Origin of the sequence: Affinundibacterium amnicola (assembly GCF_014284275.1) — a bacterium.
Taxonomy (GTDB): Bacteria; Pseudomonadota; Gammaproteobacteria; order Burkholderiales; family Burkholderiaceae_D; genus Undibacterium; species Undibacterium amnicola.
This window is the reverse complement of sequence record NZ_JACOFU010000007.1, coordinates 165,786-192,122: the sequence shown is the minus strand read 5'-3', so window position 1 is coordinate 192,122 and position 26,337 is coordinate 165,786. Positions and strand designations below refer to the sequence as shown.

Here is a 26,337-nt window from a genome sequence, read left to right as displayed (position 1 = left end):
TCGCTTTCGTAACAAAACGTATAAAAGAACAAAGCCAGCCTGAGTGCTGGCTTTTTCTTTGTTAAGATTCAATCCATCAATAAAATCTGCGTATTGCGTTCTTATGGCAAGTTGTTGTGGCTCACTACACTGTTTGAACCGGAATAATTCGCATGCTATTTACAATGCGTTACAGAACTTTCTCTGTACCAATTGTCTAAGCTGCTTCGATCTGAAAAACAAATCAAAATGAAAAATGCAAAAATCTCGGTAATCGCATTATCCCTTGCTGTCGCTGCTGGCGGCTATTGGATGTGGAATAAAGCTGGTTCTGAAAGTACAGAGCTGGTTGCTGGCCAGACCATAGGCGGCAAAGGCGATAAAAATCGTCCCGTAATTGTGAACACCGTGTTGGCGCAAAAGCGTGACTATGAGGTGAAGCTCAAAGCCAACGGGGTGGTTTCTTCTTTGAATATTGTCGATGTGCGACCGCAAGTTTCTAGCGTGATCGAAAGAGTCCATATCAAAGAAGGGCAGTTCGTTCGTGCTGGTGACATTTTGTTCACTTTGGATAATCGTACTGATACGGTGAATTTGACACGAGCACAGGCACAACTAGATAAAGAAATTGCGAGTTTGTCTGAGAATCAACGGCAGCTGGCTCGCAGCAAAGAATTGTTCGCGCAAAAATTCCAATCACAAAGTGTCGTTGATGCAGCACAAACGACCGTCAATGCACAACAAGCAGTGGTCGATGCAGCAAAAGCTGCGGTCGCAGCCGCTAAAGTTAGTTTAGGCTATAGCCGCATCCTTGCACCTGTGAGTGGACGTACTGGCTTGATCAATGTATTCCCGGGTTCCTTAGTTCAACCAAGTACTTCCGGTGCAGCTTTGGTGACGATCACGCAAATGGATCCGGTAGCGATTACCTTCCCACTGCCGCAACGCAATTTGTCGGATGCCTTGGATAGTTTAAAACGTGGTGACAGCGTGGCGATGGCGAGTCTGCCAGATAGCACTTTGAGCTTTAAAGGCAAGTTGCAATTTATTGATAATGTGGTTGATCCAATTTCTGGTACGGTCAAAGTCAAAGCCGTGTTCGACAACAAAGAAATGAAACTGTGGCCGGGCGCTTATGCGAATATCGATTTAAGCGTGTTAACCTTGAAAGATGTCGTGGTTGTGCCGCGTGACGCTTTAGTGATAGGTGTGAATGCTGTGACAGTCTTTATCGCAGATAAAGAGGGTAAGGCCGCGCAGAAACCAGTGAAAGTGCAGTATAGCTACGGTAATGACGCGATCGTGACAGGTTTAGAGCCAGGCATGAAGGTCGTGTTGGAAGGTAAGCAAAATTTACGTCCTGGCGTACCGATTAAAGATCGAGCAGATGCTGTCGGTAGCGATTCTGATAAATCAGACGCGAAAAAGTCTTCTTCTGCACCAGCCGCTTCAGCAGCCTCAAGTTCTGCCTCTTCTGTGCCAACAACGACTGCAGCTTCTGCAGCGAGTGCATCATGAACTTATCGGAGTTATTTATTCGTCGTCCAGTGATGACGATTTTGCTGAATATTTCGGTCGTCGTTGCAGGTATATTGGCTTATCGCATGATCCCGATTGCCGCGCTGCCTAGTTACAACACACCAGTCATTAGTGTTGGCGCAGGTTTGCCAGGTGCTAGTCCTGAGACCATGGCAACCTCGGTTGCGCTACCATTGGAAAAACAATTCTCGACGATTCCTGGTTTGGCCACGATCAGTTCCAGTAGCACGCTTGGTTCAACTTCATTAACCTTGGAATTTGATCCTAGTCGCAATGTCGATGACGCAGCGGTTGATGTGCAGGCAGCTTTGTTGCGTGCGCAGCGTTCTTTGCCTATCGAGATGACTTCTTTGCCATCGTATCGCAAAGTTAATCCAGCCGATTCAGCGGTTTTGGTATTGGCGTTGACCTCACCTTCATTGAGCTTGTCGGAATTAACTAATTACGCTGAGCACTTAATTTCGCCCAACTTGTCGACCTTGGCAGGGGTGGCGCAAGTGAATATTTTTGGTATTCGTCGTTATGCCGTACGTATCAGGGTTGATCCGGGTGCATTGGCAACACGTAATATCGGCTTTGACGAAATTACGACCAGCATACGTGCCGCTAATTCGATTGCACCAGTTGGTACACTCGATGGTGATAAGCAAACATTGACTATCGTCGCGAATAAGCAATTACAAAACGCTGCCGAGTTTGCCAGCATCATCGTGAGTAACAAGGGTGGACAGGTGGTGCGTCTGCGTGATGTTGCCACGGTTGAAGATAGTTATGAAACTGTGAAATCAGTTGGTAATTTCAATGGTGAGCCAGCGATTATGTTGGCGATTCAACGTCAGACAGATGCGAATACGGTGAAAGTGGTTGATGCCATCAAAGCCGCAATTCCCGGCTTTAAAGCGCAGTTGCCAGCATCCGTGAATATCACCTTGGCGAATGACCGCTCGGTATCGGTGCGCGACGCTTTACACGATGTGAATTTAACTTTGCTGCTGACGATTTTCCTCGTGATCGCAGTGATCTTTCTATTTTTGCGCCACATGGTGGCGACCATTATTCCTGCGCTATCATTGCCTGTGTCCTTGATCGGTGCGGTGTTTTTATTATGGGCATTTGATTACACGCTAGATAATATTTCGCTGCTGGGAATTACCCTGGCCGTGGGTTTGGTGGTCGATGATGCGATTGTGATGTTGGAAAATATTATCCGGCATGTAGAAATGGGCGAATCACCATTCGAAGCCGCGTTAAAAGGTTCGCGCGAAGTTGGTTTTACGATTATTTCGATCTCCACTTCCTTGATTGCGGTATTTATCCCTATCTTCTTTATGCCGGGCGTGATTGGTCAGCTCTTCCATGAATTTGCCGTGGTAGTTAGCTTGGCGATTATCGTGTCAGCATTTGTATCATTGACCTTGGTTCCTATGCTCGCAAGCCGCTTCTTGAAAGCAGAACGTGATCATGCAGCGCCGTCAAAATGGATGGGCTCAATCACACATAGCTTTGAACGTGGCTTTACTTCTTCTTTACGCGCTTACACACGTGGCTTGGATATGGCACTTGCCCATCGCAAGTTTGTATTGTTCGTCGCCTTGCTCACGTTTATCGCGACAGCATATTTATTTCATACGATCCCAAAAGGCTTCTTCCCTGAGGAAGATATCGGCCAAATTAACGTCTCAACCGAAGCAGCAGAAGATACTTCTTTCCCAGCAATGGTGATCTTGCAAGAGAAAGTCGCGAAAATCTTGCGCGAAGATCCGAACGTACTCACGGTGTCTTCATTTCACGGTGGTGGTGGCTCACAAAATACCGGACGTGGATTTATCAATCTAAAGCCACGTGGTGAACGTAAGCCGATGAAAGAAGTGGTCGAAGGTTTGCGCAATAAATTGAAAGCGGTGCCAGGGATCACGGTCTTCTTGCGACCAACGCAAAACTTGCAACTGGGTGGTCGCCCAAGTAAGAGCCAATACCAATTCATTATGCAAAGTGTCGATGCGAGCGAATTGAGTAGTTGGGCCTTCAAAATGCAAGACAAGATGCGTGCTGATCCCGGTTTTAAAGACGTAACGACAGATTCGCAACTGAAGGGTTTGCAAGCATCAATCTCGATTGATCGAGATCGTGCGAATTCTTTAGGCGTGGGGATCGATGCGATTCGCGCTGCTTTGTACAGTGCGTTTGGCGAACGACAAATTGCGACTTTGTTCACCAGTGTGGATAGTTACGCGGTGGTGTTAGAAGTAGCACCAGAAAATCGTAAAGACGAATCGGCAATCGGCAGCATCTATGTGCGTAGTAATACCGGTAATTTGGTGCCGATGTCGAGCTTTGCGACGGTAACGCGTACAGTTGGTCCTACAGCGATTAATCACGTTGGTCAATTGCAAGCGGTGACAGTGTCTTTCAATCTTGCGCCTGACATGCCTCTAGGTGATGCGACCAATAAGATTGATAAATTCAAAGACGAAATCAAGTTACCTTCTTCTATGATCACGTCTTATGGTGGTGATGCTGCGGTGTTCAAAGATTCTCAAGCCGGACAATTAATCTTGATCATTTCAGCGCTGTTGGTGATTTATGTCTTACTCGGTGTTTTGTACGAGAGCTTCATCCATCCAATCACAATTTTGGCAGGCTTGCCATCAGCTGCAGTTGGCGCTTTATTGATGTTAGAAATGTTTGGTAAAGATCTGACCTTGATTGCGACAATTGGTATTTTGCTGTTGATCGGTATCGTGAAGAAAAACGCGATTATGATGATTGATTTTGCGCTCGATGCCCAACGTAACCGCGGTATGAATCCTACCGATGCCATCCGCGAAGCATGTATTGAACGTTTCCGTCCCATCATGATGACCACATTGGCAGCACTGGTCGGTGCCTTGCCTATCGCTTTGGGTTTAGGTGCTGGCGCTGAGTTGCGTCAACCACTTGGTTTGGCTGTTGTCGGTGGTTTGATTTTCTCACAAGCGATCACGTTATTCATCACACCTGTACTCTATCTTGCCTTAGATAAGTACAGCGGCAAAGGACCGATCGTTGGGAATGCAATTTAGCATGTAGCTTGGACTGTAAAGCCCAACTTCGAATTTTTCTGAACGATGTTGGGCTTCCCAGCCGCAGCGCCAACCTACGGTCAAATGATGAATCCATCAAGGATTTTTTATGATAACGGTGCGTAGCTTGGGCTGCAAAGCCCAAATTTCACTCCTGTATTGAGTCAATGTTGGGCTTCGCATGTTCAGCATCAGCCTAAGAATTCTCTGTCGCGGTCTGCTAGCGATTGTCTTGAAAGATGTTTCATATTTGAACGCACTGAAGTGTTCTTCAATCGATCAGTGCGTCTTCACGGTCTGCGTCACATCCGCTGAAAAGCGTGCCAATACATGACTCGTCATCCCTTTTGCTAACTCTTCTTCACCCAAGAACACCAAATCTGAGGATTCCGGTGTTTCTTGTATTTCTCGTTTAAGCAACTGCATTTCATCCTCGGTGTCAGCACGCATGATGATCTCGATCTTGGGATTGAGCGTGCGAGCGGTGTGGATCATTTGCCGTGCATGCAAAGTGTCGGGGATGGCAATAACTAGCATTGCCGCATCATGGATGTGGGCTTGCACTAGCACGACAGCCTCTGCAGCATTGCCGGATACCGCGACGATGCCTTCGCCACGAATTTTTTCCACCAATTCGCGATTTTGTTCAGCGACGACAAAGGGGATCTGTTGAGCACTTAATGCTGCACCGATTCTGCTACCGATACGGCCATAGCCGACCAAGACGATTTGACCTTGCAGATACTTGTTGTCAGTTGTTTGTGGCAATTCTGCGTAAGGATCTTGTCTTTGTTCCAGATTGCGCGCTACCTGCGAATTCGCCAAAGCCCAGCGACGGATGGGCTCAACTGCTGCAAATAAAACGGGATTCAGTGCGATGGAGATCAATGCACTTGCCAGAATTAAACTCATCCCTTCGGCAGGCATTAAGCCAAGGCTGACACCAAGACCTGCGAGAATGAAGGAGAATTCACCAATTTGCGCCAGACTCGCTGCGACCGTGAGTGCAGTGTTTAATGGATAGCGAAATGCGATCACCAAGGCTACTGCCGCCAGCGATTTACCCAAAATAATAATCGCCACCACACCTAATACACGTAAAGGTTGCTCGACTACGATCACAGGATCAAATAGCATGCCGACCGAGACGAAAAACAATACTGAAAACGCATCACGTAAGGGCAGTGATTCCTCAGCCGCACGATGACTAAATTCCGATTCGCGCATTACTGTGCCTGCGAAAAAAGCACCAAGTGCAAATGACACGCTGAACAGTGCGGAAGCACCATATGCAATGCCGATCGCACAAGCGATGACGGCCAAAGTGAATAATTCACGTGAACCAGTGCGTGACACCTGCCACAATAACCAAGGCAAAGCACGACGACCCACCACTAGCATCAAGACGATGAAAGCAGCAACTTGGAGCAAAGTTTTTCCAAGTGCCATCCACAGCGGTGTTTCTGGCGTGGACGTGGTGACGGTGCCACCTAAGACGCCGGCTAGTGCGGGTAATAAAACCAAGAACAGCACTGTTGCCAGATCTTCTACGACTAACCAACCGACCGCAATGCGCCCATTCATCGAATCTAAAATGCCACGTGCTTCTAATGCTTTTAATAACACCACTGTGCTGGCACAAGACAAAGATAAACCAAAGACTAAGCCGCTTCCTAAGCTCCAACCCAGCCACCATGCCATGAACATGCCTAAGCCAGTCGCTAAACCCATTTGCAAAACCGCCCCGGGTAATGCGATGCGTTTGACTGCTAATAAATCTTTTAAGGAGAAATGCAGGCCGACACCAAACATCAATAACATCACCCCGATCTCAGATAACTGTGATGCGATATTGGCATCAGCGACAAAGCCAGGTGTGGCCGGGCCGATCAAGATGCCAGCGCAGAGATAGCCGACTAAAGCGGGTAGCTTGATCTTTTCTGCGATAAACCCAAAGATCAACGCGAAGCCAAAGCCTGCAGCTAAGGTGGTAATTAAGGAAATATTGTGGGTCAAAATGAACTCTCCTGAAATTGATGCTTAGCATTGAGAATGCATTTTAACATCATGATTTATATTGACTTCGTTCATGCAGAATTCTTGCCTAGCATTTTTTTCTGACTCTAAGGAAACATCGCCACTAAAACATCCTGCAAATAACTTAAAATAACGACTTCATTTTCATCATCACCATCATCACTTTAGGACTGACAACATGGCCGTTAATTCTCCGATTCCACTCGCCGCCGATTTAAAACCAGTGAAAGGTATTGAACTGGGTTTTGCTCAAGCGGGTATTCGCAAGGCAAATCGTAAAGATTTGTTGGTGATGAAGTTGGCACCGAGCGCGACAGTGGCAGGTGTGTTTACGACCAATCGTTTTTGTGCAGCGCCTGTGCAAGTGTGTAAAGCGCATTTGGAAAGCCCACACATGGCAGTTGGGCCAATTCGTGCGTTGGTCGTGAATACAGGTAATGCGAATGCTGGAACAGGTGACGCTGGCTTGGCTGCCGCGAATGCGACTTGCAATGCATTGGCGGAATACTTGGGTTGCGAGCCGTCTCAGATCTTACCATTCTCAACAGGCGTTATTTTGGAGCAGTTGCCGGTAGATCGCTTGATCGCGGGAATGCCAGCGGCAATCGCCAGTTTGAATGAAAATAATTGGTTCGCTGCAGCAGAAGCCATCATGACGACAGACACTCAACCAAAGGCGGCGTCGAGCACGGTAGTGATTAATGGTATTCCCGTGACGATGACTGGCATTAGTAAAGGTGCTGGCATGATCAAGCCCAATATGGCAACCATGTTGGGTTATCTGGCATTAGACGCGAAGGTGTCGCAAGCGGTGTTGGATCATCTCGTGAAGCGAGCTGCGGATCATTCGTTTAATTGCATCACGATTGATGGCGACACCTCGACTAATGATTCCTTTATGTTGATCGCAACCGGGACATCCGCATTAGAAATCAATGAGCTTGATACACCAGAATACAATGCGCTGGCAGATGCAGTGATCGCCTTGTCGCAAAAATTGGCGCATATGATTATTCGTGACGGTGAAGGTGCGACGAAATTTATCAGCATCGTGGTGGAAGAGGGATTAGACGTGGACGAGTGTCGTAAGATCGCCTATTCAATTGCCCATTCCCCATTGGTGAAGACCGCATTCTTTGCATCTGATCCAAACCTGGGTCGCATTCTGGCTGCCATCGGTTATGCAGGCGTGAACGATTTAGATGTCAGCAAAATTAATCTGTATTTAGATGATGTGTGGGTCGCAAAAAATGGTGGTCGTAATCCAGAGTATCGCGAAGAAGATGGTCAACGTGTGATGAAGCAAAGTGAGATCACGATCCGCGTTAAATTAGCGCGCGGTACAGCAAAAACCAAGGTCTGGACTTGCGACTTGTCGCATGAATATGTGTCTATCAACGCTGATTACCGTTCTTGATTTAGCTTGCCTTCCTCGCTCGATATTTGAGCGAGGAAGCTTAGTCTCACTTATTGCATTAACCAAGCATAAATTCCTTCCTTAATGACCTCATCCATCCTTCCGCTATGTCTCAACTTGATCAGTTTTTGAATCGTGCAGAGCAGCTATTAAATCGCATCGAAGCGTATTTGCCGCCAACTGTGCCAGCACCAGATTGGCATGCAGCGACAGCGTTTCGCTGGCGTAAACGTGCAGGGCAGGGGTATTTGCAAGCAGTCAAGCACATTAGTCAATTGACATTTGAGGATTTGCAGCACATCCATCAACAAAAAGAATTAATCGTACAAAACACACGCCAGTTCGTGCAGGGAAAACCTGCCAACAATGTTTTGTTAACTGGTGCACGCGGCACTGGAAAATCTTCTTTGATTAAAGCTTGTTTGCAAGAGTTTGCCGCACAAGGTTTGCGTTTGATTGAAGTAGACAAAGCAGATATGGGCGATTTGCCAGACATTATCGACATCGTTGCAGAGCGTTCTGAAAAGTTTATTCTGTTTTGCGATGATCTGTCATTTGAAGATGGCGAGCCTGGCTACAAAGCCTTGAAAGTCGCTTTAGATGGAAGTATTTCTGCGCAAACAGATAATGTCTTGATCTACGCGACATCCAATCGACGTCATTTGATGCCGGAAAGAATGTCGGATAACGCCAGTTACACACATGATGACGATGGTGATTTACATCCGGGCGAAACCGTCGAAGAAAAAATCTCTTTGTCTGAACGATTTGGTTTATGGGTATCGTTTTATCCATTTAAACAAGATGACTATCTGGACATCGTCGCCCATTGGCTAAGCAGTTTCTCTTGCACACCAGCGCAAATCGAAGCGGCGCGCGCAGATGCTTTGCGATGGGCATTGCAACGTGGTTCTCGATCAGGTCGCGTGGCATTGCAATTTGCCCGCGATTTCGCAGGTCGCCAAAACTGATTTTTCTTTACATCTTTCTCTGAAATAGAATCTATGAGCGCAAGCCCGGTGAATGTCGCGGTCGGCATTTTGATGAAGTCGAATGGCGATGTCTTGTTAGGACAACGACCCGAAGGAAAACCTTATGCTGGTTACTGGGAATTCCCTGGCGGTAAAGTTGAACAAGACGAGTCGATATTGGATGCGCTCAAGCGCGAATTCATGGAAGAGCTTGGCGTACAAATCATCAGCGCAGAACCGTGGTGCGGTGTCGAATACATTTATCCGCATGCCCATGTGCGCTTGCATTTTTACATCTCGCGTGAGTGGAAAGGTGAGCCACAAAGTCTGGAAGGGCAAGCGTTTGCCTGGCAGGGTACAGTTGCGGTCGAACCTTTATTGCCAGCGACGATCCCTTTGATTGAGTTCATTGATCAATTACGTTAATCAGTTGCGTCAATTAATTACTTCAGTTAATTACTTCAATCAATTACGTTAAAGCTCCACTAAGCAGATTTCTTCTGAGTTTTTTACCATCCGAGCAAGTTTGGCTGGTACACAGTCATGACTTTTTGCAACGTGATCTGCCAAACTTCGATCCTATGCAGGATTTTTGTTTTCCTTTTTGCATTATTTGTTGCAAGGAATAACGACAATAAAATGTCAGAAAAGTTTCATTTAAATCGTACAAAAAAGCCTTCATTAAAAATAATTCAATGTCGTTCAAATTTACTTGTTGTATTAAAGCGATACATCCTGTTTTATCTTTAAAAATAGCCTATAGGTAAAGACTTTTACTTGTTCATCCTTTTCTAGCTGTTTAATATATTCCTTCCCTACGTGTAAATATTTTTTCATATAGGGAATTTATAAAAACACAAGAAAGGATAATAATGACAAACAACAACAAACAAGCAGCCTTCGCCAGACGGTCTGCAATTGCCTTGGCTATTAGTATGTGTTTTGCGACAGCAGCAATGGCGCAAAGCTCGGAAGGTTCGATTTTTGGTCGTGCCTCTGCACCTAAAGCAAAGGTCACTTTGGAGAATGTGGAAAATGGCAGCGTTCGCCATATTGATGCACATGCAGATGGTAGTTTTTCCATTAGTAAAGTAGCGCCAGGACGTTACAAAATCACTTCGGGTGGTGTAACTCGCGAAATTGAAGTAGCGATAGGTACGGGTACTGAAGTGAAGTTAGATGGCACTTCAGTCGTTGTTACTGGCTCACGTACACGTAACCCAATTGATGTATCAAGTTCAGAATCGAATACGGTATTCACACAGGCAGAAATTCAATCGATGCCTATCGCTCGTAGTGCGACAGCGGTAGCGATGTTAGCACCGGGAACTGTTCAAGGTGATGCTGGCTTGGCTAACTTGCCATCCGTGGCGGGTGCATCCATTGCGGAAAATGGCTACTACATCAATGGTATGGATGTGACGAATATCCGTAACTTATTAACCTTTGCAAGCTTGCCTTTTGACGCGATTGAACAGCAACAAGTCAAAACTGGTGGCTATAGCGCTGAATATGGGCGTTCCCTCGGTGGTGTTATTAGTTTGACGACTAAGCGCGGTACAAATAAGTGGAAAGGTGGCGCTTCCATGATCTATTCGCCTGCGAATTTTCGAGCAAAAGGCAAAAACGTAGTGGATAAAGAGGTGCTTGATAATCCAAATGGCTATTTTGTTTTTGGGCGTGATAACACTAGTCACTCAACTGAGATCAATGCCAACTTGGGTGGCCCTATCATTAAAGACAAATTATTCGTTTGGGGTATGGTGACGCAACAACGCAGTAGCACTGATAGCTATGGTAAAACATCGAGTCGATTAGATGAATCAGGTCGTCCAAATGGTATGTTGAAATTGGATTATGTAATTAGTGGTGATCATCGTTTGGAAGGGACAGCGATTTCAAATCACGGTACTTTACGTCGAACAGATTGGCTGCATCCAACAGGACAAAACTATGTGATTGATCATTTGGGTGCACCTCGCATTAGTAGCCAAGACGACCTATCGACGGTTTTCATTGGTAAATACACCGGCTCAATTACGGATGATTTGGCAGTTTCTCTGTTGACAGGCGGCACAAATGCTTATTACGGATTATGGAAAGGTGTCAACGCCTCTCGTCCATTTGATCCAACATGTCCTGCAGTTACGGGTCCATCAACTGGACAGCGCCAAGGTTGCTATGCTTTCCCAGCTGTTAGCACACGTGATCCAAACTTTGGTGAGAACTTTGATAAACGCAGAAATACGCGTCTCGATCTTGAATATAACTGGGGTTCGCATACTTTCCGTGCTGGTATAGATAACCAGAAGTTTACATCTGCGCAATCTGGATCGGTGAACAGTTCTGGTGGTAAGAGCTATGCGTATGCTTATTCATCAAATGGTGCAGTTAACGGCGTGCCAAATGTTGTGGCAAGAGGTGCAGAGTATGCCATCGTCTCGTATGGTTATAGTTCTTCAGGTATTTACGAGGTACTCAACGACGCAAAATATTTGGAAGATACTTGGCAAGTTACGCCAAATATTCGTATGACGGGCGGTTTGCGCTGGGAGTCGTTTGTAAATAAGAACGCAGCTGGCGTTGCATTCGCAGAGAAGAAAAATCTATTCGCACCACGCTTAGGCGCATCATGGAATGTTAAGGGTGATTCGACATTGAAAATTTATGGTAATGCTGGTCGGTATTACATTCCTGTCGCATCAAATACAAACATCCGTGGAACGCAAATCTCTTACAGCGAGCAAAAATTCTATACCTTTACAGGTAAAGATCCTAAGAGTGCAGTGCCAACAGGTCTGACCGAAATTGGGCAAGCAATTATTAATGGTTCTGAGCGCTTGCCTCATCCAGCAACTGTCGCAGATCCTAACCTTAAACCAATGAATAAGGATGAAATTATTGTTGGCTTCCAGCAATCGGTTAGTAAATCGCTCGCCTACGGTGTTAAGTATACGAAGAATCGTATCAATGCAGGTATGGATGATTATTGTGGTACCGCTCAAATCGCCAAATGGGCAAAGGATCAGGGCTATACTAAGTTCAATCACAAATCTCTGGCAGGTTGTGTTCTGATGAATCCAGGTGAAGATTTGACTTTGTTAATGGATTTGAACGGTGATGGCAAATTGGTGAGCGGTACGATACCAGCTAAGTATTTGGGTCTGGCGAAGTACGAGCGTGATTATGATGCGTTAGAGTTCACTTTAGAGCGTCCATTTGACGGTACTTGGGGTGGAGGAGCTTCTTATGTGTGGTCCAAAAATCGTGGTACAGCTGAAGGTTATGTACAGTCAAACTTAAACCAAACTGATGCTGGGATTACGCAAGATTTTGACTTTGGCTCATTCACCGATGGTGCGTATGGATACCTGCCAAATGATCGTCGTCATCAGTTTAAATTATATGGTTCGTATAAGTTCAACGAGACTTGGACCGGCGGTATAAATTCACGAATTACTTCAGGCCGTGCAACAAGTTGTTTGGGTTTTGTCCCAACAACTGTTCCTGATTACTTGGGGGCAGATGGCACAACTAATGGTGGTTCTGGCGCTTATACTAGCGCGTCAAGCTACTACTGCATGAATAAAGATGGCATCAGTGAATTACATCCGCGCGGTTCTGGTCCACGTACACCTTGGACTGCTCAGTTAGATTTATCTGTGAACTATAACAAGAAGTTTGGCGATCATTTGTTGACATTGCAATTTTCTCTAGTCAATGTATTTGATACACGTACAGTGCAAGAATGGGCTGAGCGTAGTGACTATAGTCGTAGTACAAGTAAAACGCCGCCAGGTCGTTTTAATCAAAACTATCAATCACCAACAGGGTTCCAAACTCCACGTAATCTGCGCGTGACCGCACGATATAGCTTCTGATCTTAATGAATATCAACGTGACTCATTACGTTGATATTGATAAAGTAGTTGTTAAAAAAGGAGTATCCGCTTTGGCAGATACTCCTTTTCTTTTTTGATGTTTATATCTCTAGCACATAAAAACTTTACTGCCCAAACAAACCCTTCAACTTTCCTTTCAACTGCTCATTCACTTTCTCTTTCAATTCCTTTTTCTTCTCTTCAATGACCGGTGCTGTCTTTGCCTTAAAGGCATTTTTCAAGGCTTCACTACCAATTTGTGCGAATTGTAATTGATAGCCCAGCTTGTCGAATGGTCCGCTGATGCGCACTGGGATTGTCAGGTCTTTTAGTTGCGATAAATCTGTGCCGTCTTGCCCGGTTGATGTATTGACGATGGTGGCGCGCGCTGTGTAATCTAGGTTGCTAGTGCGCAAATTGACTTGACCTTTGCCACCAACGCGCAAGAATGGGGATTTCATTTCCAGATCATCACTGTTGCCAATGCCATCAACAAAATTAATGGAAGCTGACAGTGCGGAGAAATCGGTCTTCTCATTTTTATTGGCAGCTTGTTGTTGGTCTGTTTTGTTGAGAATCTTTGCCTTAAAATCGCGCAGGGATTTTGCTAAGTTAATTCCTTTCACTGCACCATCCGACAGTTGTGTACGTAGTGTACCGTTCAAATTGTCTTTGAACTGCGACACGCGTTTGCCGTGTGTGTGGATGTTTAAGTTGAGATTGCCGCGACCCTCAACGATGTCTTTCTGCATGAAGTCAACTAAGATGGGATTGATCTGCACGTTGCTTAAATTCTGTTGCATTTGAAATTGATTACCATCAACGTCAAATCCAATATTGCCCGCGAGACTGCCTTGATATAACTGCGCCGCGATCCCATTCATCGTGATCTTTCCCTGATCCGCTTTCAGTGGTAATTGCACCTGATTGATCTTTAGATTCTTGACCTGCAAAGCACCGATGCGGATTAGGCCATCGAGCTTTAGTGATTTAAGTGCGGCCAGATTGAGATCTTCTTCTTTGCTGTTATCTGCTTTTGCTGGCACAGACGAATTTTTGATGTAGCGATCGAGATTGAGTTTGTCGATATCGACTTTAAAACTAATTGCCGGGTTAGAGAAATCTTGAACTTGCACTGTCGTATGCAGTTTGGTTTCGTCAAATTTTGCATCGAGTGTGCTGTTGAGCGATTTGTCTTTGAGATTAGCACTGAGCTGGCCATGGATAGGTAGCACAATCTCGGCTTGTGCTAGTTTTGGATCATTCAATTTAATGTGGATTGCTAACTGCGGCAGTTGCACGATTTGCGTGTCGAGTGCCATCTTCACATTGGATTTCAATTCCAATTGTTTGGATGCGCCAGCCTGTTTGCTGTGCGCCTGTAAGTTCAGTTCTGCAATGCTGAGATTCTTATCTTGTATCAGGAATTTATTCAGCACGACCTGTGCATTCAATTCTTGGGCTCCACCAAGTTTTGCAGAGAGTTTAATTTGCTCGCTCTTACTTTCTACTGCGCTTAGAAACAATGCCGCGGTATCAATTTGTAGATCGAAAGGATCTGTGGCGAGTTTTCCGGCGATCTGTGTTTTCAGGTCTTGTAAGTCCAGACTTTTTTGTTCGATATCAAAGCGTAACTGAGTATTGATTTCAATTTTGGCTTCGGCTTTGGGCTTATCGAATTGAAACTGCGCGCTAAATTTGACTGGCGTTTTATTTTTATCACCGATCTTTCCCGTGTTCAGGTTCAGATTTTGAATGCGGCCTTTTAGTGCGCTTTTTTGATCATCAATTTCGAAACTCGATTGTGCAATATCGATACCTTCGATATCAAACCGCATTTGTTTATCCGAGGTATTGCTAGCCTCTGCTTCTTTGGTAGCGGAATCTTGTTTGATCAAATCGTCGATATTCGATTTGCCGTCGGCATCACGTTGATAACGTAGTTGCATTCCATGTAGCGATACTTTGTCGATGACGATTTGCTTTTGCAATAGTGGCAGTAAGGCGAGCGAAACTTGGGCTCGATCAAGCGCTGCGAATTGTGCAGTCGATTCAAATTCAGAGAGCTTAATTTTTTCTAGGCTAACACCGAGTTTAGGGAAGAAGTTGAGTTGAATATTGCCATCGATGCTGAGATCACGATGCTTCTTGTTTTTTACGAACTCTATGAGTTGCGATTTGAATTGATTGGGATCGAATACAAAACTCAAATAGGCGATACCAAGACCAATGATGAGTGCGATCGTCGCAATAAAGATGGCTAGTATCTTGAAGGGCTTATTCATAGCAATTTCCTGATGAAGGTTATGATCACAGCTTTGTGATCATAACATTTTCAGAAAAGCGAATTTGTTAAATGTTTTTACTTGCAGAATTTGAAACGCTTGCGTGGTAAGTCAGAGACTAGCGAACCGATAAAAAGATTGAAGCTGGTGTTCATTTTTTAGCGGCTCGCTCTTTGTCGTAAGAATCTACTATGTGGAATTATTTGTTGACATTCACCAATGGTGTCGCATTACCCAGTAATACGGTGTTGCCAGCTTTCGATGCGATTGCAATTGCAGCGTCACGTTGAATTTCCGCCAGACGTAACTCTTTCAACGCTGGTGTTAATGATTCGCTGATGATCTTGTTCGCTTTCGCTTCGCCTTCTGCTTGCACAATTAAGCGTTCTGCTTCAGCCCGTGCCAGATCAACTTCTTTCAGCTTTTTCTGAATCGCCTGATCGGTTTCTGCGCGTTGGCGGATTGCTGCTTCTATGGCAGGGTCGGTCAATAAGTTACGTACATTCACGGCCGTGATTAAGAACGCGCCTTTGTCATTGTTATCTAATTCGGCCTGCAAACTTGCTCTGACCATTTCCGCTAATTCAGTGCGCTTGGTATGCATCGTCGTTGCATCCAATTGTGCGATAGATTTGTAAACTGACTCACGCGCTTCACGAGAAACCCGGCTATACGCCATCACCAAATCACTGGTACCGTCTTTGACCACTTGTTTGTGCTGCACCACATCGCCTTGATACTTGGTGTACAAAGCAGGAATCGCAGCGGGCATGGTTTTGAAATAGATGTCGATGTCGACATCTTTCATCGTTAAGTTATCACGACTTTTTGGTGTCATATCTTGTAACTGAAAATTGACTTCTTTCGCTGTGAACTCATCGACGGTTTTGAACACGGTGAAGTAGACGCCAGGTGGCAAAGCATCTTTGCCAACTTTACCTAAAGTGCGTTCGACACCAACATTGCCAGTGTCAATCTGAGTACAGCCAGTGAGAACTGCGGCGATGGAGATCAAGCCAAGTGGCGCAAATTTGGAGAGGATTTTTTTCATTTTTTATTCCTTATTAAAGTAAGTGTAGTGCGGGTGTGTAATACGCGACAATCAACAAAGTTAGCAGCAACATGCCAAAAGCTATCAGTCGCAGTGCATGACGTGCGAATGTCTTGCTGGCATTTTTTCTGACGAGCGGTGACGTCAATTGCCATCCACCATAAAGTACCAGCGCTCCGATGAGTATCATTACAAAATGTTTCATCACCACTCCTTTCTCATTTTTTGAATTCAGTCAGATGCGATTTCTTGAATTTCAATCGCAGAAACCAGAGTGTAGTTTTTTTATGGCGACCGTACTAGAAAAAAAGTGAGGTAATCGTTACACAAAAAAACCGGATTTCTAGCAATGAAGGCTAGTTGTGGGTTTAAGAGATGTATAAAACCATCCTTATATATGCTCTAAAATATGCCCTAAAACAAAACATAGTATGCGTCGATCATATGCTTGATTTGTTACACTGTGCTTACTTGCAAATGCTTGTACTACATGGTGCTTAGGCATTGATCATTCATTTTCCTTTAGGCTTTTTGTGTCTCATACCGCTTTTCTCTTAGTCATTCTCGCCGGTCTTATTCATGCCCTTTGGAATATCGCAGCCAAAAAAGCGGGAGGCGACGTACGATTTGCTGGCTTCACTGCGCTCATCATGGCTGTTGTTTGGGCGCCAGTCGGGCTGTACTTTGGCTGGGATGTGGTGCCGACTTGGGGTTGGGTCGAATGGGGATTTATTAGTGCCAGCGGCGTATTGCATGTGTTGTATTTTGTGACCTTGTTGCGTGGATATCGCAAGGCAGATTTGACGGTAGTTTATCCGCTGGCACGTGGCTCAGGTCCACTTATTTCTTCTGCGGTTGCGATACTTTTTTTGGGAGAGCACCTGAGTTTGGCTGGTGGCTTTGGGATTGTGGCTGTGGTCGGTGGTGTGTTTCTCATTGCTGGCGGCCCAGCGCTGTGGCGTTCTTTACGTCAAGAACAAGAAGCCAGCATGCAGCAAGTGCGCGTGCGCAAAGGAATCTTTTACGGCTTGTGTACGGGTCTGTTCATCGCGGCATACACTGTGCTAGATGGTTATGCCGTCAAGATATTGTTGCTGTCGCCTCTGTTGGTGGATTATTTCGGCAACTTCATTCGTATCGCACTTTTATTGCCTGTTCTTTTGCGCGACCGTTCTGCAACGCGCGCTTCTTGGCATAAAGAATGGAAATATGCAGTAATCGTCGCCGTGATTAGTCCAATCTCCTATGTGCTCGTTCTCTATGCAATGCAAGATGCGCCACTGAGCCATGTTGCACCCGCGCGCGAAGTTTCTATGCTGTTCGCCGCACTCATCGGCGGACATTTATTGGATGAAGGTGATCGCGTACAACGTGTGTTTGGCGCCTTGTGTATCGCAGCCGGTGTGATCGCCTTGGGTAATTTCTAATGCAGGCAATTTGATTCGACTCGTTGTTTTTCATCAATGATTTTTTCTCGCCGCACTAATTTCGCTATTCACTCAAACTCGCAATATCCAGTTCGTGTTGTATCGATTGATGGCAGCATGCAATTTTCTATGCCTGTGCAGCTCGCGCCAGGTGAGCGTGAGCTCGTACTTGAGGCGATGTTATCGCGATCCGCTTTTGGCACCAAACAGAAAAATGTACGTTTAAAGATAGCGCCATGCACCCGGTATTTTTTACTGGCACAACGTGATTCACCGATGCAGGCTGACTGGCAATTGACCGTCGCTTCGACCGAAGTCGTATCAGCTTGCGATCCCGCCGAGGAATTGCAGAAGGCGGGAGCGAGTGAGCGTAGTGCAGAGACTGCGCGGCTGTTTTAGATATCGTGCGCTAAGGCCATAGATTCCTGCCTACGCTGGAACACAGTTCATCTTGTAGAACTTAAAGCGAACCATAACTTACCGTCTACGGTTTTAATTCTCGTACTTTTAATTGTTCGTAAGTCTTGTCTAATTTGGGTTGGAAAAGATTTTCCGAGTTGTTGTTGATGGTGCTCGCTGGAGTTGCGGGCGTAGTTATGGCGGTTTTTTTGCTGACAGGTGTCGTTGCAGATTGTTGCGGCTTCGTTGCTTTTTGCTTGCTCTCCAACTGCGCTTGTTGATGCCACCACCAGTACATTGCTATTGCAATTATCGCTGTTAAAATTAAAGCAATGGTGCTGGTGCTAAAGCGTGATTTTGAGCGATTAACCGTTTCCAAATACATCTCGAAATCATCTTTGTTATCGACGCAAACTAATGCTGTTTCTTTGGATGCCAGCTGTTGATCATACATTTGCGCAGATTCAGATTCTGCGTTTACACGATCTTGAACCACACCATCCTGTTGAGCAATTGCTTCAATCGGCAATTGCATTTGTGGATCTTCCAAGTCTTGCAACTGTTTTGTTTGTTGTGCAGATGTCTGTTCAAGTTGTTGACGCTGTGCGAGTAATTCTTGCACTGAACGCTCTGCATCATGTCGTCGCTGTTCTGCGGCAATCATCTGTTCTTGTTGCGCTAACTTTTCTTGTTCAGCAGCGATGACCTGTGCCTCTATCGCTGCGCTCTCTTGGGCTAAGGTGGTCACTTCTTGTTCGCGTAATTGCCTTTGCTGAGCGATAACGATTGCCGCTTTTTCTGCTTGTAGCTTATGCTTCGCTCTGGCAATACGCTCTTTCTCCAGCGCGATTTTCTGATGTGCTTGTGTCAGTAAAAGACGCTCTTGTTCGACGCTTTTTTCAATGTCAGATAACTGTGTTTCTGATGCGGCGATTTGTGCTTCGAGTTGTTGGCGTTGTTCGCTTGTGGCATTGAGCAATTGACTTTGTTGTTGAGCTTGTGCGCTTAATTCTGCCAAGGTCTGTTCTGCTTCAGCAATGCGGTTTTGTAAGTTTGCTTGTAGCTCTGCGAGGTGGTGTATTTCTTGTGTGTGCGCATGCAGTTTTTGCTCAGTCGCCAATCTATTCTGTGCTAGTTGCTCGGTCTCAGTCTCTAAAGCGACTTGTGATTTTTGCGCGCTTAGCAGCTCAGCCTCACTTAATATTCTTTGCTCTAGTAGACGGGTAGCATTGAGTTCGGCTTGCTGGCGTTCTAGAGCTTGTTGCTGTGTCCGAATCGAGGCAGCTACGCGTTCGCGCGCCACCGTTTCTGCTTCTAATTCCGCAGCCGCTAAGCGATGCGCCGCTTCGATTAAAGCAGTTTCATGGGCGAGTCTCTGTTGCTCTGCCTGAATCGCTAAATGGTCATTGTCTTGACGTTGTTTGACTGTCGCCGTCGCATCCAACTCTGCTTGCAGACGCCTTTGCAAGGTTTGCTCTGCTTCTTGTGCAGCAGCTAGCTGCGCAGCTGAAATTTGTTCAGCGTTTTGTTCCGCACGCATTCTGGCTTCGACTTGTGCCAGTAAATTCGCCTCAGCATTTTGACGACGTTGACTATGCGCCAAAGCATCTTTTTCGGCGATGATTTTTTCTTCGGCTTTCTGCGTAGCCAGTATTTCTAATGCGAGTTTTTCTTTAGCAACTTGTTCAGCGTTGTCTTCAGCTATCGATAGGGCGACTGCTGATTCCATCAATGCCGTTTCCGCCGCGATCTTCTCTTGAATTAATGCATTTAATTCGACTTCACTGGCAATCCGTTCTTGTAATTTTTGTTCTGCCAGTCGGTTGACAAAAAGACGTTCTGTGGTTTTTAGTTTTGCTTCGCGTTCTAGTGCGATTTTCAGTTTGTTCAATCGTGTAAGTTCATTTTCAGCCTCAATTTTTGTATTGTCGGCTTGAATTTTCTCATTTGCAGACGCCTCGTTTTGATGCAGGACGTTGATTGCGGTTTGTTCTTCAGTGATACGTTCGCGCGCCAATTTTTCGGCCGCAAGATTGGCTTCAATTCCCTGTTGAATTTTTTCCTGCCGTTCTTGCTCTGCTGTTTGTTTTTGCTCGGTGATTCGCTGTAATTCTTGTTCGGTCTTAAGTCGTTGTTGTGATTGCTCTAGTGCAGCTTGTTCCGTCTGGGCATTTGCTTCCAGCGCTTGCAATAAGGCGGCTTCGGCTTGCAATCGCTCTTGTGCAAGTTCTTGCGCTTGTTGCTCTGCAATCAGGCGTTCGGCGTTGATTTTATTAACATGCAGAGTTTCGTCTAGTTGGGTTTCTGCCGCTATTTTTGCGGCATTCTCTACTTCAATCCGTTTCTGTGCGGCTTGAAGCAATTCTTTCTCTATCGCCAGGCTAGATTGCGCGACTTTGTCGATGTTTTGTTCTGCGTTGATTCTTTGGTGATGAAGATCTAATGCTTGTTGTTCGCCCTCTAATCTTTGTTGGGCTAATTTTTCTGCCTGCTTTTCTGCCATCAGGCGCGTTCTGACTTTGACCAGTAATTCTTGTTCGAAATCGATGCGGCTATTCGCATCAATCAGCAAGTCACGTTCTACTTTGGCTCTGGCGTAGGCTGCTTGTTGCAAATTCCATTCTTTATCAATCTGATCGAGAATGCTTTGATCGGGTTTTTCCGCACCAGTATTTGCTCGCAATGCCAGATCGTCGTGTTGATCCTGCTCTACCCTTGGTAAATATCCTGTAGTCGTATTTTCAGTTGCGGCAGCGGCATCACTCGTGTCTTCACTGCTAAGGCTAAAAGAACGTTGGATGAGTGATTGCTTCAGTTGTTTAAACATGGAAAAGCCTAGTGATCAGGGATAGTCAGCGGAGAGCCGATGTAGAGGATAAAAACGCCTCATTTTACCGAACTTCACTGAGGCTTTATTGATCAAATCGCAATCTTGATTTGGTTTTTATACCTAGTAAGCGGATAAAACCACATATTCTCATTGAGAAAGGCGCCTTGACGGCGATCAATGCGTTTTTATCTGATTTTTTGCCTGATTGCTTTAAATTATTCATGTGTTTCTGGAACTTTTCTTTCATCGTACGCTCAAAAGCGTGGGGAATTTTATAAAATAATTCATACTTCCCACTTCCTTCCACATTTTGGAGTAAACATAATGCGTTTGCCAGTGTCATTAGGACTCTTATGTCTGAGCATGTCTGCCTTTGCTGGCGGTCAATCTGACGATAAGTTTCGTCAAATAGAAAATCTATTGCCAACCCCAACTTCGGTGCGTGCAGCTTCTGGTGCCCCTGGTCATGCGTATTGGCAGCAACGTGCCGATTATGTGATTCGCGCTACTTTGGATGAATCCAAACGCGCCATCACAGGTGCGGAAACCATCACTTATCACAATAATTCACCGGATACTTTGAATTATCTGTGGGTGCAATTGGATCAAAATATCTTCCGCGCAGATTCTGACGCGAATAAAACCCGTACTTTGCCATCACGCGATGCTTGGAAAAACCCGAATGCGGTGAGCTTCCAAGCAATGAGTGTGATGAATGAGCGCGACAATTTTGACGGCGGTTTCAAAATCACTTCCGTTAAGACTGGCGAAGGTCAGGCTTTAAAACACGTGATTAATCGCACGATGATGCGCATCGATTTGCCGCAGCCTTTAAAACCAGGTGCGAAGTATGTGTTCAGCATCGATTGGAATTACAACATCGGTAATGGCAAGTTGCTTGGTGGTCGCGATGGTTACGAGCACTTCAAAGAAGATAAGAACGATATCTTTGAAATTGCGCAATGGTTTCCACGTATGGCAGCGTATTACGATGTATATGGCTGGCAGCACAAACAGTTCTTAGGCTCGGGCGAATTTACGCTGGAGTTCGGTGATTACGACGTGCAATTGACTGTGCCTAGTGATCACGTGGTTGCTGCAACAGGTGAGTTGAGCAATGGCGACAAAATTTTGACTGCAACACAACGTGATCGCTTGAAGCAAGCGCGCACGGCAAAAACGCCAGTGGCGATTGTGACGCAGAAAGAAGCCGAAGAAGCAGAAAAGACACGTGCGACTTCAAGCAAAACTTGGCATTTCAAAGCCAAGAATGTGCGTGACTTTGCTTGGGCAACTTCACGTAAATACATCTGGGATGCACAGGGCTACAAGACTGGTTCCAGCACTGGTTTAGCGATGTCTTTCTATCCAAAAGAAGGTAATCCTTTGTGGGGACAATACTCCACGCAGGCGATTATTCACACGATAGAACAATATAATAAATTCTCTCTCGACTATCCATATCCGACTGCGCAATCAGTCAATGGCCCACAAGGCGGTATGGAATATCCTATGTTGTCCTTTAACGGCGGTCGCCCGACTAAGGATAAGAAAACTGGTGAGTTGACGTATTCCAAGCGTACTAAATATGGTTTGATCAGCGTGATCATTCATGAAGTTGGCCATAACTATTTCCCGATGATTGTTAATTCTGATGAGCGTCAATGGACATGGATGGACGAAGGCTTGAATTCCTTTGTACAAAGTTTGGCAGAGCAAGCTTGGGAAGAAAATTATCCAGGCACACGCGGTGAACCACGTGGCATCGTTGATTACATGAAGAGCCAAAACCAAGTGCCTATCATGACGAATTCAGAATCCATTCTGCAATTTGGTCCAAATGCGTATGCGAAACCAGCGGCTGGCTTGCACATCTTGCGTGAAACGATCTTGGGTCGTGAATTGTTTGATTTTGCATTCAAAGAGTATTCACAACGTTGGAAATTTAAACGCCCAACGCCAGCAGATTTCTTCCGCACGATGGAAGATGCTTCTGGTACTGACTTAGATTGGTTCTGGCATGGCTGGTTCTACACAACGGATCCAGTCGATATTAGTATTGACGGTATCGTTGAATACACGATGTCAACTAAAGATCCAGAAGTAGAAAAAGCATGGCGTCGTGCGCAGTTTGCGTCGCAACCAACTTCGACTGCAAATCAGGCCGATAAAGGAAAATTGGAACGCCGTTTAGATTCACATCCAGAACTGAAAGATTTCTACAATCAATATGATGACTTCACTGTCACCAACAAAGATCGTAATAACTACAGCGATTTGATGAAGAGCTTAGAAGACGATGAAAAAGCGATGCTGAAATCTGGCAAGTATTTTTATCTGGTCGACTTCTCCAATGTCGGTGGTTTAGTTATGCCTTTGATTTTAGAAGTCGAAATGAAGAGTGGTAAGAAATTGATTCAACGTATCCCAGCAGAAATCTGGCGTTATAACTCCAAAAAGTTCACTAAGTTGATCGTTACTGATGAACCGATGGTAGGTTTGACACAAGATCCTTATTTGGAAACTGCTGATATCGATACAAATAACAATTCTTGGCCACGTAAGATTACACAATCACGTTTGGAATTATTCAAAATGAATATGCCACCAAGCGACATGATGATGGATTTCAAAACACCTTTGAAGACAGATAAGCCTGAATCCAAAGATGCAGCGAAACCAGCTGAGAAAAAGTAAATTGATTGATCTGAGGCATGAATCTTATGCCTCAGTTCAATGGGTAACATAGATGAATTGAGATGAGCATGTTGCGTAGTTTTCAGGTTTTAAAATTGGCGTTGGTCACCTTACTGACTGGAATAATAGTCAGCACATCTTTAGGCTTGAGCCCACTCGCACATGCACATCGTTTTCATGCTGGTATCACAGATATCAGCATGAACCCCAACACAGGTAGTACCGAGATCGTACACACTTTCATGGCGCACGATGTTGAGGCTTTGCTAGAGAATCTATATCAGCGTCAGTTTGATTTGAGTGACCCCGAGGATATTTTGGTGTTCAGAAAATACTTCGAGAAGCAATTTTCCATGAATGATGCTGCCGGTGTTTTGCCTTTGAAATGGGTGGGTTTAAAAGTTGATCCCAATAGTGTGATTGTTTTTCAGGAATTAGAACAACGCGCTTTGCCTGAACAAGTCAGTATTCGTCAGGCGGTCTTGACTGATTTTTTGCTTGACCAAGTAAATACCTTAAACATCACCAAGAACGGAACAACGCAGACGCATACTTTTACCCGCAGCAAACGCGAGCAGCAATTGCCATAAGATCAGTTGCTGTCGCAGAGTAAGAAGTACTAGCGCCAGTCGGCGCTTTTTTTTCAGTTAGTGACTTAATTTTTAGAATTTTATTTTATATATGAAGCAAAGATTACTTGTGGGCTTGATCGCCACGATATTTCACCAAAGCGTGTTAGCCGATGATTCGGTTTTGCACCGTGTCGCCATTGATGGTTCTAAGATGAGTCAATTGGGCTTACTCGATGCAGCCAATGCGGGCGTGATTGGGAAAAAAGAGTTAGCGTCGATGACGACTTACCGTCCGGGTGAATTGCTTGAATCCATTCCTGGTTTAATCGTTAGTCAACACAGCGGTGAAGGCAAAGCGAATCAATTTTATTTGCGTGGCTTTAATCTTGATCACGGAACGGATCTGCGCACCACGCTCGATGAAATGCCGGTCAATCAACGCAGCCACGCTCATGGACAAGGTTGGACAGATTTGAACTTTTTGATTCCGGAATTAACTGCACGTATGGAATTTAAAAAAGGGCCTTATTCATCGACCACGGGTGACTTCTCGGCGGCTGGCAGTGCTGCGATGCTCTATGCCAATCGTTTAAGCCAAAGTATTGCGAGCGTCACGCTTGGACAAAATGCTTATCGTCGTGCATTACTCGCAGCCTCACCAGATTTTGCTGACGGTAGTTTGTTATACGCGCTTGAATTTACTGGTAATGATGGTCCGTTTGTGAATCCAGATAAATTTAAGAAAGTGAATGCGGTATTGCGTTATAGCGAAGGTTTTGCAAACAATGGTTTTAGCCTGAGCGCGATGCTGTATCGCGGCAAATGGAATGCGACCGATCAGATTCCTTTACGTGCAGTGGAGCAGGGTGATATTAGCCGTTTCGATACGATTGATAAGACTGATGGCGGTGAGGCGCACCGCTATAGTTTGTCTGGTAGTTGGCGCCGTACCGCGACTGATGACGCTTCAAAGATTAGTGCATATGTGATTAATACAGGTTTGGATTTGTATTCGAACTTTACTTACTTTATGGACGATCCAATTAATGGTGATCAGTTCAGTCAGCCAGATCGTCGGGTGACCAGTGGAATCAATGCAAGTCATACTTGGCATTCACATTTGAATGGAAAGAACACTGACTTCACGATTGGCACACAGCTACAAAACGATAATATTTTTAACGGTTTGCATAAGACTAAGGCACGTCAGCAATTATCCACTGTGCGTCAAGATCACATCGTCGAAAGCAGTTTGGGTTTGTATGTGGATGTGAGCACACGCTGGACGGAAAGCTTCCGCACAAACTTTGGTGTGCGCCATGACCAATATCGTTTTCAAGTGGATGGTGACCGACGTGAAAATTCTGGTAAAGCGAATGACCATATTACTAGCCCGAGCGCGAGTTTGATTTTTGGTCCATGGAGTAAGACGGAATTGTATGTGAATCTGGGCACAGGCTTTCATAGCAATGATGCGCGGGCGACTTTAACGACCATTGATCCACAAAGCTTAGAAGCCACTGGTAAATCACCAGGTCTGGTAAGGGCACGTGGTAGTGAACTAGGCATGCGTACCGAAATTTTGCCTGGCTTGCATAGCTCGGTATCTTTGTATCGTCTCGATTTCGACTCTGAATTAAGTTTCGTCGGCGATGCAGGTACGACCGAAGCAGGGCGTCCAAGCCGTCGTCATGGCATCGAAATTTCGAATTCTTATCAAGCTAATGATTGGTTGTCGATTGACTTTGACGCAGCGTACGCGAAGGCACGTTCTCGCGATTTTGATCCTGTTGGTAATCGTATCGTTGGTGCAGTTGAAGGTGTCGCACAGCTGTCAGCAACAGTTGATAAATTGGGCGCTTGGTCGGGGGCATTACGTTTGCGTTATTTCGGTCCACGTGCATTGCTTGAAGATAATTCTGTGCGCTCAAAAGCAAGTAGTACAGTGAATGGTCGCATAGGATATAAGTTTAGCCCTACGCTAAAGTTGGAATTGGAAGGATTTAATTTGACCAATCGCCGTGCGTCTGCAATTGACTATTACTATGAGTCGCAGCTTAAAGGTGAAGCAAGTCCGAAAGAAGATATTCATTTCCATCCACTGGAATCACGTTCGTTCCGTTTGATGTTGGTGAAGACTTTCTAAATCGACGATCCTATTCTTCTAAGAAAAAAGCCAGTGAGAATTGT

17 protein-coding genes are annotated in these 26,337 nt (G+C 45.3%); 11 read left to right on the top strand and 6 right to left on the bottom strand.

From position 1 onward, the window contains the following. Positions 1-228: 228 nt before the first annotated feature. Both H8K33_RS16125 and H8K33_RS16120 read left to right on the top strand, forming a co-directional pair. Positions 229-1,497, top strand: coding sequence for an efflux RND transporter periplasmic adaptor subunit (locus tag H8K33_RS16125; protein ID WP_186892074.1), 1,269 nt, complete (start codon positions 229-231; stop codon positions 1,495-1,497). After that, positions 1,494-4,580, top strand: a complete 3,087-nt coding sequence (locus H8K33_RS16120; RefSeq protein WP_186892073.1) for an efflux RND transporter permease subunit — start codon at positions 1,494-1,496, stop codon at positions 4,578-4,580. Before H8K33_RS16125 ends, H8K33_RS16120 begins: the two co-directional genes overlap by 4 nt. Positions 4,581-4,859: 279 nt before the next feature. Here H8K33_RS16120 and H8K33_RS16115 read toward each other — a convergent pair whose 3' ends face one another. Further along, positions 4,860-6,596, bottom strand: coding sequence for a cation:proton antiporter domain-containing protein (locus H8K33_RS16115; protein ID WP_186892072.1), 1,737 nt, complete (start codon positions 6,594-6,596; stop codon positions 4,860-4,862). Between the two features lie 199 nt (positions 6,597-6,795). Between H8K33_RS16115 and argJ the strand changes: the two genes are divergently transcribed. From argJ to H8K33_RS16095, 4 genes are all read left to right on the top strand, one after another. Next, entirely contained in the window at positions 6,796-8,034 is a 1,239-nt protein-coding gene (gene argJ / locus H8K33_RS16110; protein WP_186892071.1) for a bifunctional glutamate N-acetyltransferase/amino-acid acetyltransferase ArgJ, read from the top strand. 107 nt (positions 8,035-8,141) lie between these two features. Next, positions 8,142-9,005, top strand: a complete 864-nt coding sequence (locus tag H8K33_RS16105) for an ATP-binding protein (protein WP_186892070.1) — start codon at positions 8,142-8,144, stop codon at positions 9,003-9,005. A 33-nt stretch (positions 9,006-9,038) separates the two neighbouring features. Then, positions 9,039-9,431, top strand: coding sequence for an NUDIX domain-containing protein (locus H8K33_RS16100; protein WP_186892069.1), 393 nt, complete (start codon positions 9,039-9,041; stop codon positions 9,429-9,431). 446 nt (positions 9,432-9,877) lie between these two features. Next, positions 9,878-12,886, top strand: a complete 3,009-nt coding sequence (locus H8K33_RS16095) for a TonB-dependent receptor (protein ID WP_186892068.1) — start codon at positions 9,878-9,880, stop codon at positions 12,884-12,886. 125 nt (positions 12,887-13,011) lie between these two features. On the opposite strand, the gene H8K33_RS16090 is transcribed toward H8K33_RS16095, so the two are convergent. From H8K33_RS16090 to H8K33_RS16080, 3 genes are all read right to left on the bottom strand, one after another. Next, positions 13,012-15,171: an AsmA family protein gene (locus H8K33_RS16090; RefSeq protein ID WP_186892067.1), complete on the bottom strand. Its 2,160-nt coding sequence runs from the start codon at positions 15,169-15,171 to the stop codon at positions 13,012-13,014. Positions 15,172-15,370: 199 nt separating this feature from the next. Then, positions 15,371-16,222 carry an SPFH domain-containing protein gene (locus H8K33_RS16085; RefSeq protein ID WP_186892066.1) on the bottom strand — a complete coding sequence of 284 codons (852 nt, stop codon included), beginning with the start codon at positions 16,220-16,222 and terminating at the stop codon, positions 15,371-15,373. A 13-nt stretch (positions 16,223-16,235) separates the two neighbouring features. Next, entirely contained in the window at positions 16,236-16,427 is a 192-nt protein-coding gene (locus tag H8K33_RS16080; protein ID WP_186892065.1) for a hypothetical protein, read from the bottom strand. Between the two features lie 328 nt (positions 16,428-16,755). Between H8K33_RS16080 and H8K33_RS16075 the strand changes: the two genes are divergently transcribed. Both H8K33_RS16075 and H8K33_RS16070 read left to right on the top strand, forming a co-directional pair. After that, positions 16,756-17,649, top strand: coding sequence for an EamA family transporter (locus H8K33_RS16075; RefSeq protein ID WP_186892064.1), 894 nt, complete (start codon positions 16,756-16,758; stop codon positions 17,647-17,649). A 117-nt stretch (positions 17,650-17,766) separates the two neighbouring features. Then, a complete protein-coding gene (locus tag H8K33_RS16070) occupies positions 17,767-18,048 on the top strand; it encodes a hypothetical protein (protein ID WP_222613454.1) in 282 nt (93 codons plus the stop codon). Between the two features lie 85 nt (positions 18,049-18,133). Here the strand turns inward: H8K33_RS16070 and H8K33_RS16065 are convergent, their stop codons facing one another. Then, positions 18,134-20,875, bottom strand: coding sequence for a coiled-coil domain-containing protein (locus H8K33_RS16065; RefSeq protein WP_186892062.1), 2,742 nt, complete (start codon positions 20,873-20,875; stop codon positions 18,134-18,136). An 85-nt stretch (positions 20,876-20,960) separates the two neighbouring features. After that, a complete protein-coding gene (locus H8K33_RS16060) occupies positions 20,961-21,221 on the bottom strand; it encodes a hypothetical protein (protein WP_186892061.1) in 261 nt (86 codons plus the stop codon). On the opposite strand from H8K33_RS16060, the gene H8K33_RS16055 reads away from it, so the two are divergent. From H8K33_RS16055 to H8K33_RS16045, 3 genes are all read left to right on the top strand, one after another. After that, complete coding sequence (locus H8K33_RS16055) at positions 21,203-23,575, top strand: M1 family metallopeptidase (RefSeq protein ID WP_186892060.1); 2,373 nt, start codon at positions 21,203-21,205, stop codon at positions 23,573-23,575. The two genes, H8K33_RS16060 and H8K33_RS16055, sit on opposite strands and share 19 nt — an antisense overlap. A 68-nt stretch (positions 23,576-23,643) precedes the next feature. Continuing rightward, entirely contained in the window at positions 23,644-24,165 is a 522-nt protein-coding gene (locus tag H8K33_RS16050; protein ID WP_246443674.1) for a DUF6702 family protein, read from the top strand. A 91-nt stretch (positions 24,166-24,256) separates the two neighbouring features. After that, entirely contained in the window at positions 24,257-26,293 is a 2,037-nt protein-coding gene (locus H8K33_RS16045; protein WP_186892059.1) for a TonB-dependent receptor, read from the top strand. The last annotated feature ends 44 nt before the right edge of the window (positions 26,294-26,337 follow it).

Coding starts and splice junctions, on each gene's coding strand:
- H8K33_RS16125 (WP_186892074.1), top strand. CDS start 229: ATGAAAAATGCAAAAATCTCGGTAATCGCATTATCCCTTGCTGTCGCT.
- H8K33_RS16120 (WP_186892073.1), top strand. CDS start 1,494: ATGAACTTATCGGAGTTATTTATTCGTCGTCCAGTGATGACGATTTTG.
- argJ (WP_186892071.1), top strand. CDS start 6,796: ATGGCCGTTAATTCTCCGATTCCACTCGCCGCCGATTTAAAACCAGTG.
- H8K33_RS16105 (WP_186892070.1), top strand. CDS start 8,142: ATGTCTCAACTTGATCAGTTTTTGAATCGTGCAGAGCAGCTATTAAAT.
- H8K33_RS16100 (WP_186892069.1), top strand. CDS start 9,039: ATGAGCGCAAGCCCGGTGAATGTCGCGGTCGGCATTTTGATGAAGTCG.
- H8K33_RS16095 (WP_186892068.1), top strand. CDS start 9,878: ATGACAAACAACAACAAACAAGCAGCCTTCGCCAGACGGTCTGCAATT.
- H8K33_RS16090 (WP_186892067.1), bottom strand. CDS start 15,171: ATGAATAAGCCCTTCAAGATACTAGCCATCTTTATTGCGACGATCGCA.
- H8K33_RS16085 (WP_186892066.1), bottom strand. CDS start 16,222: ATGAAAAAAATCCTCTCCAAATTTGCGCCACTTGGCTTGATCTCCATC.
- H8K33_RS16080 (WP_186892065.1), bottom strand. CDS start 16,427: ATGAAACATTTTGTAATGATACTCATCGGAGCGCTGGTACTTTATGGT.
- H8K33_RS16070 (WP_222613454.1), top strand. CDS start 17,767: ATGCAATTTTCTATGCCTGTGCAGCTCGCGCCAGGTGAGCGTGAGCTC.
- H8K33_RS16065 (WP_186892062.1), bottom strand. CDS start 20,875: ATGTTTAAACAACTGAAGCAATCACTCATCCAACGTTCTTTTAGCCTT.
- H8K33_RS16055 (WP_186892060.1), top strand. CDS start 21,203: ATGCGTTTGCCAGTGTCATTAGGACTCTTATGTCTGAGCATGTCTGCC.
- H8K33_RS16060 (WP_186892061.1), bottom strand. CDS start 21,221: ATGACACTGGCAAACGCATTATGTTTACTCCAAAATGTGGAAGGAAGT.
- H8K33_RS16050 (WP_246443674.1), top strand. CDS start 23,644: ATGTTGCGTAGTTTTCAGGTTTTAAAATTGGCGTTGGTCACCTTACTG.
- H8K33_RS16045 (WP_186892059.1), top strand. CDS start 24,257: ATGAAGCAAAGATTACTTGTGGGCTTGATCGCCACGATATTTCACCAA.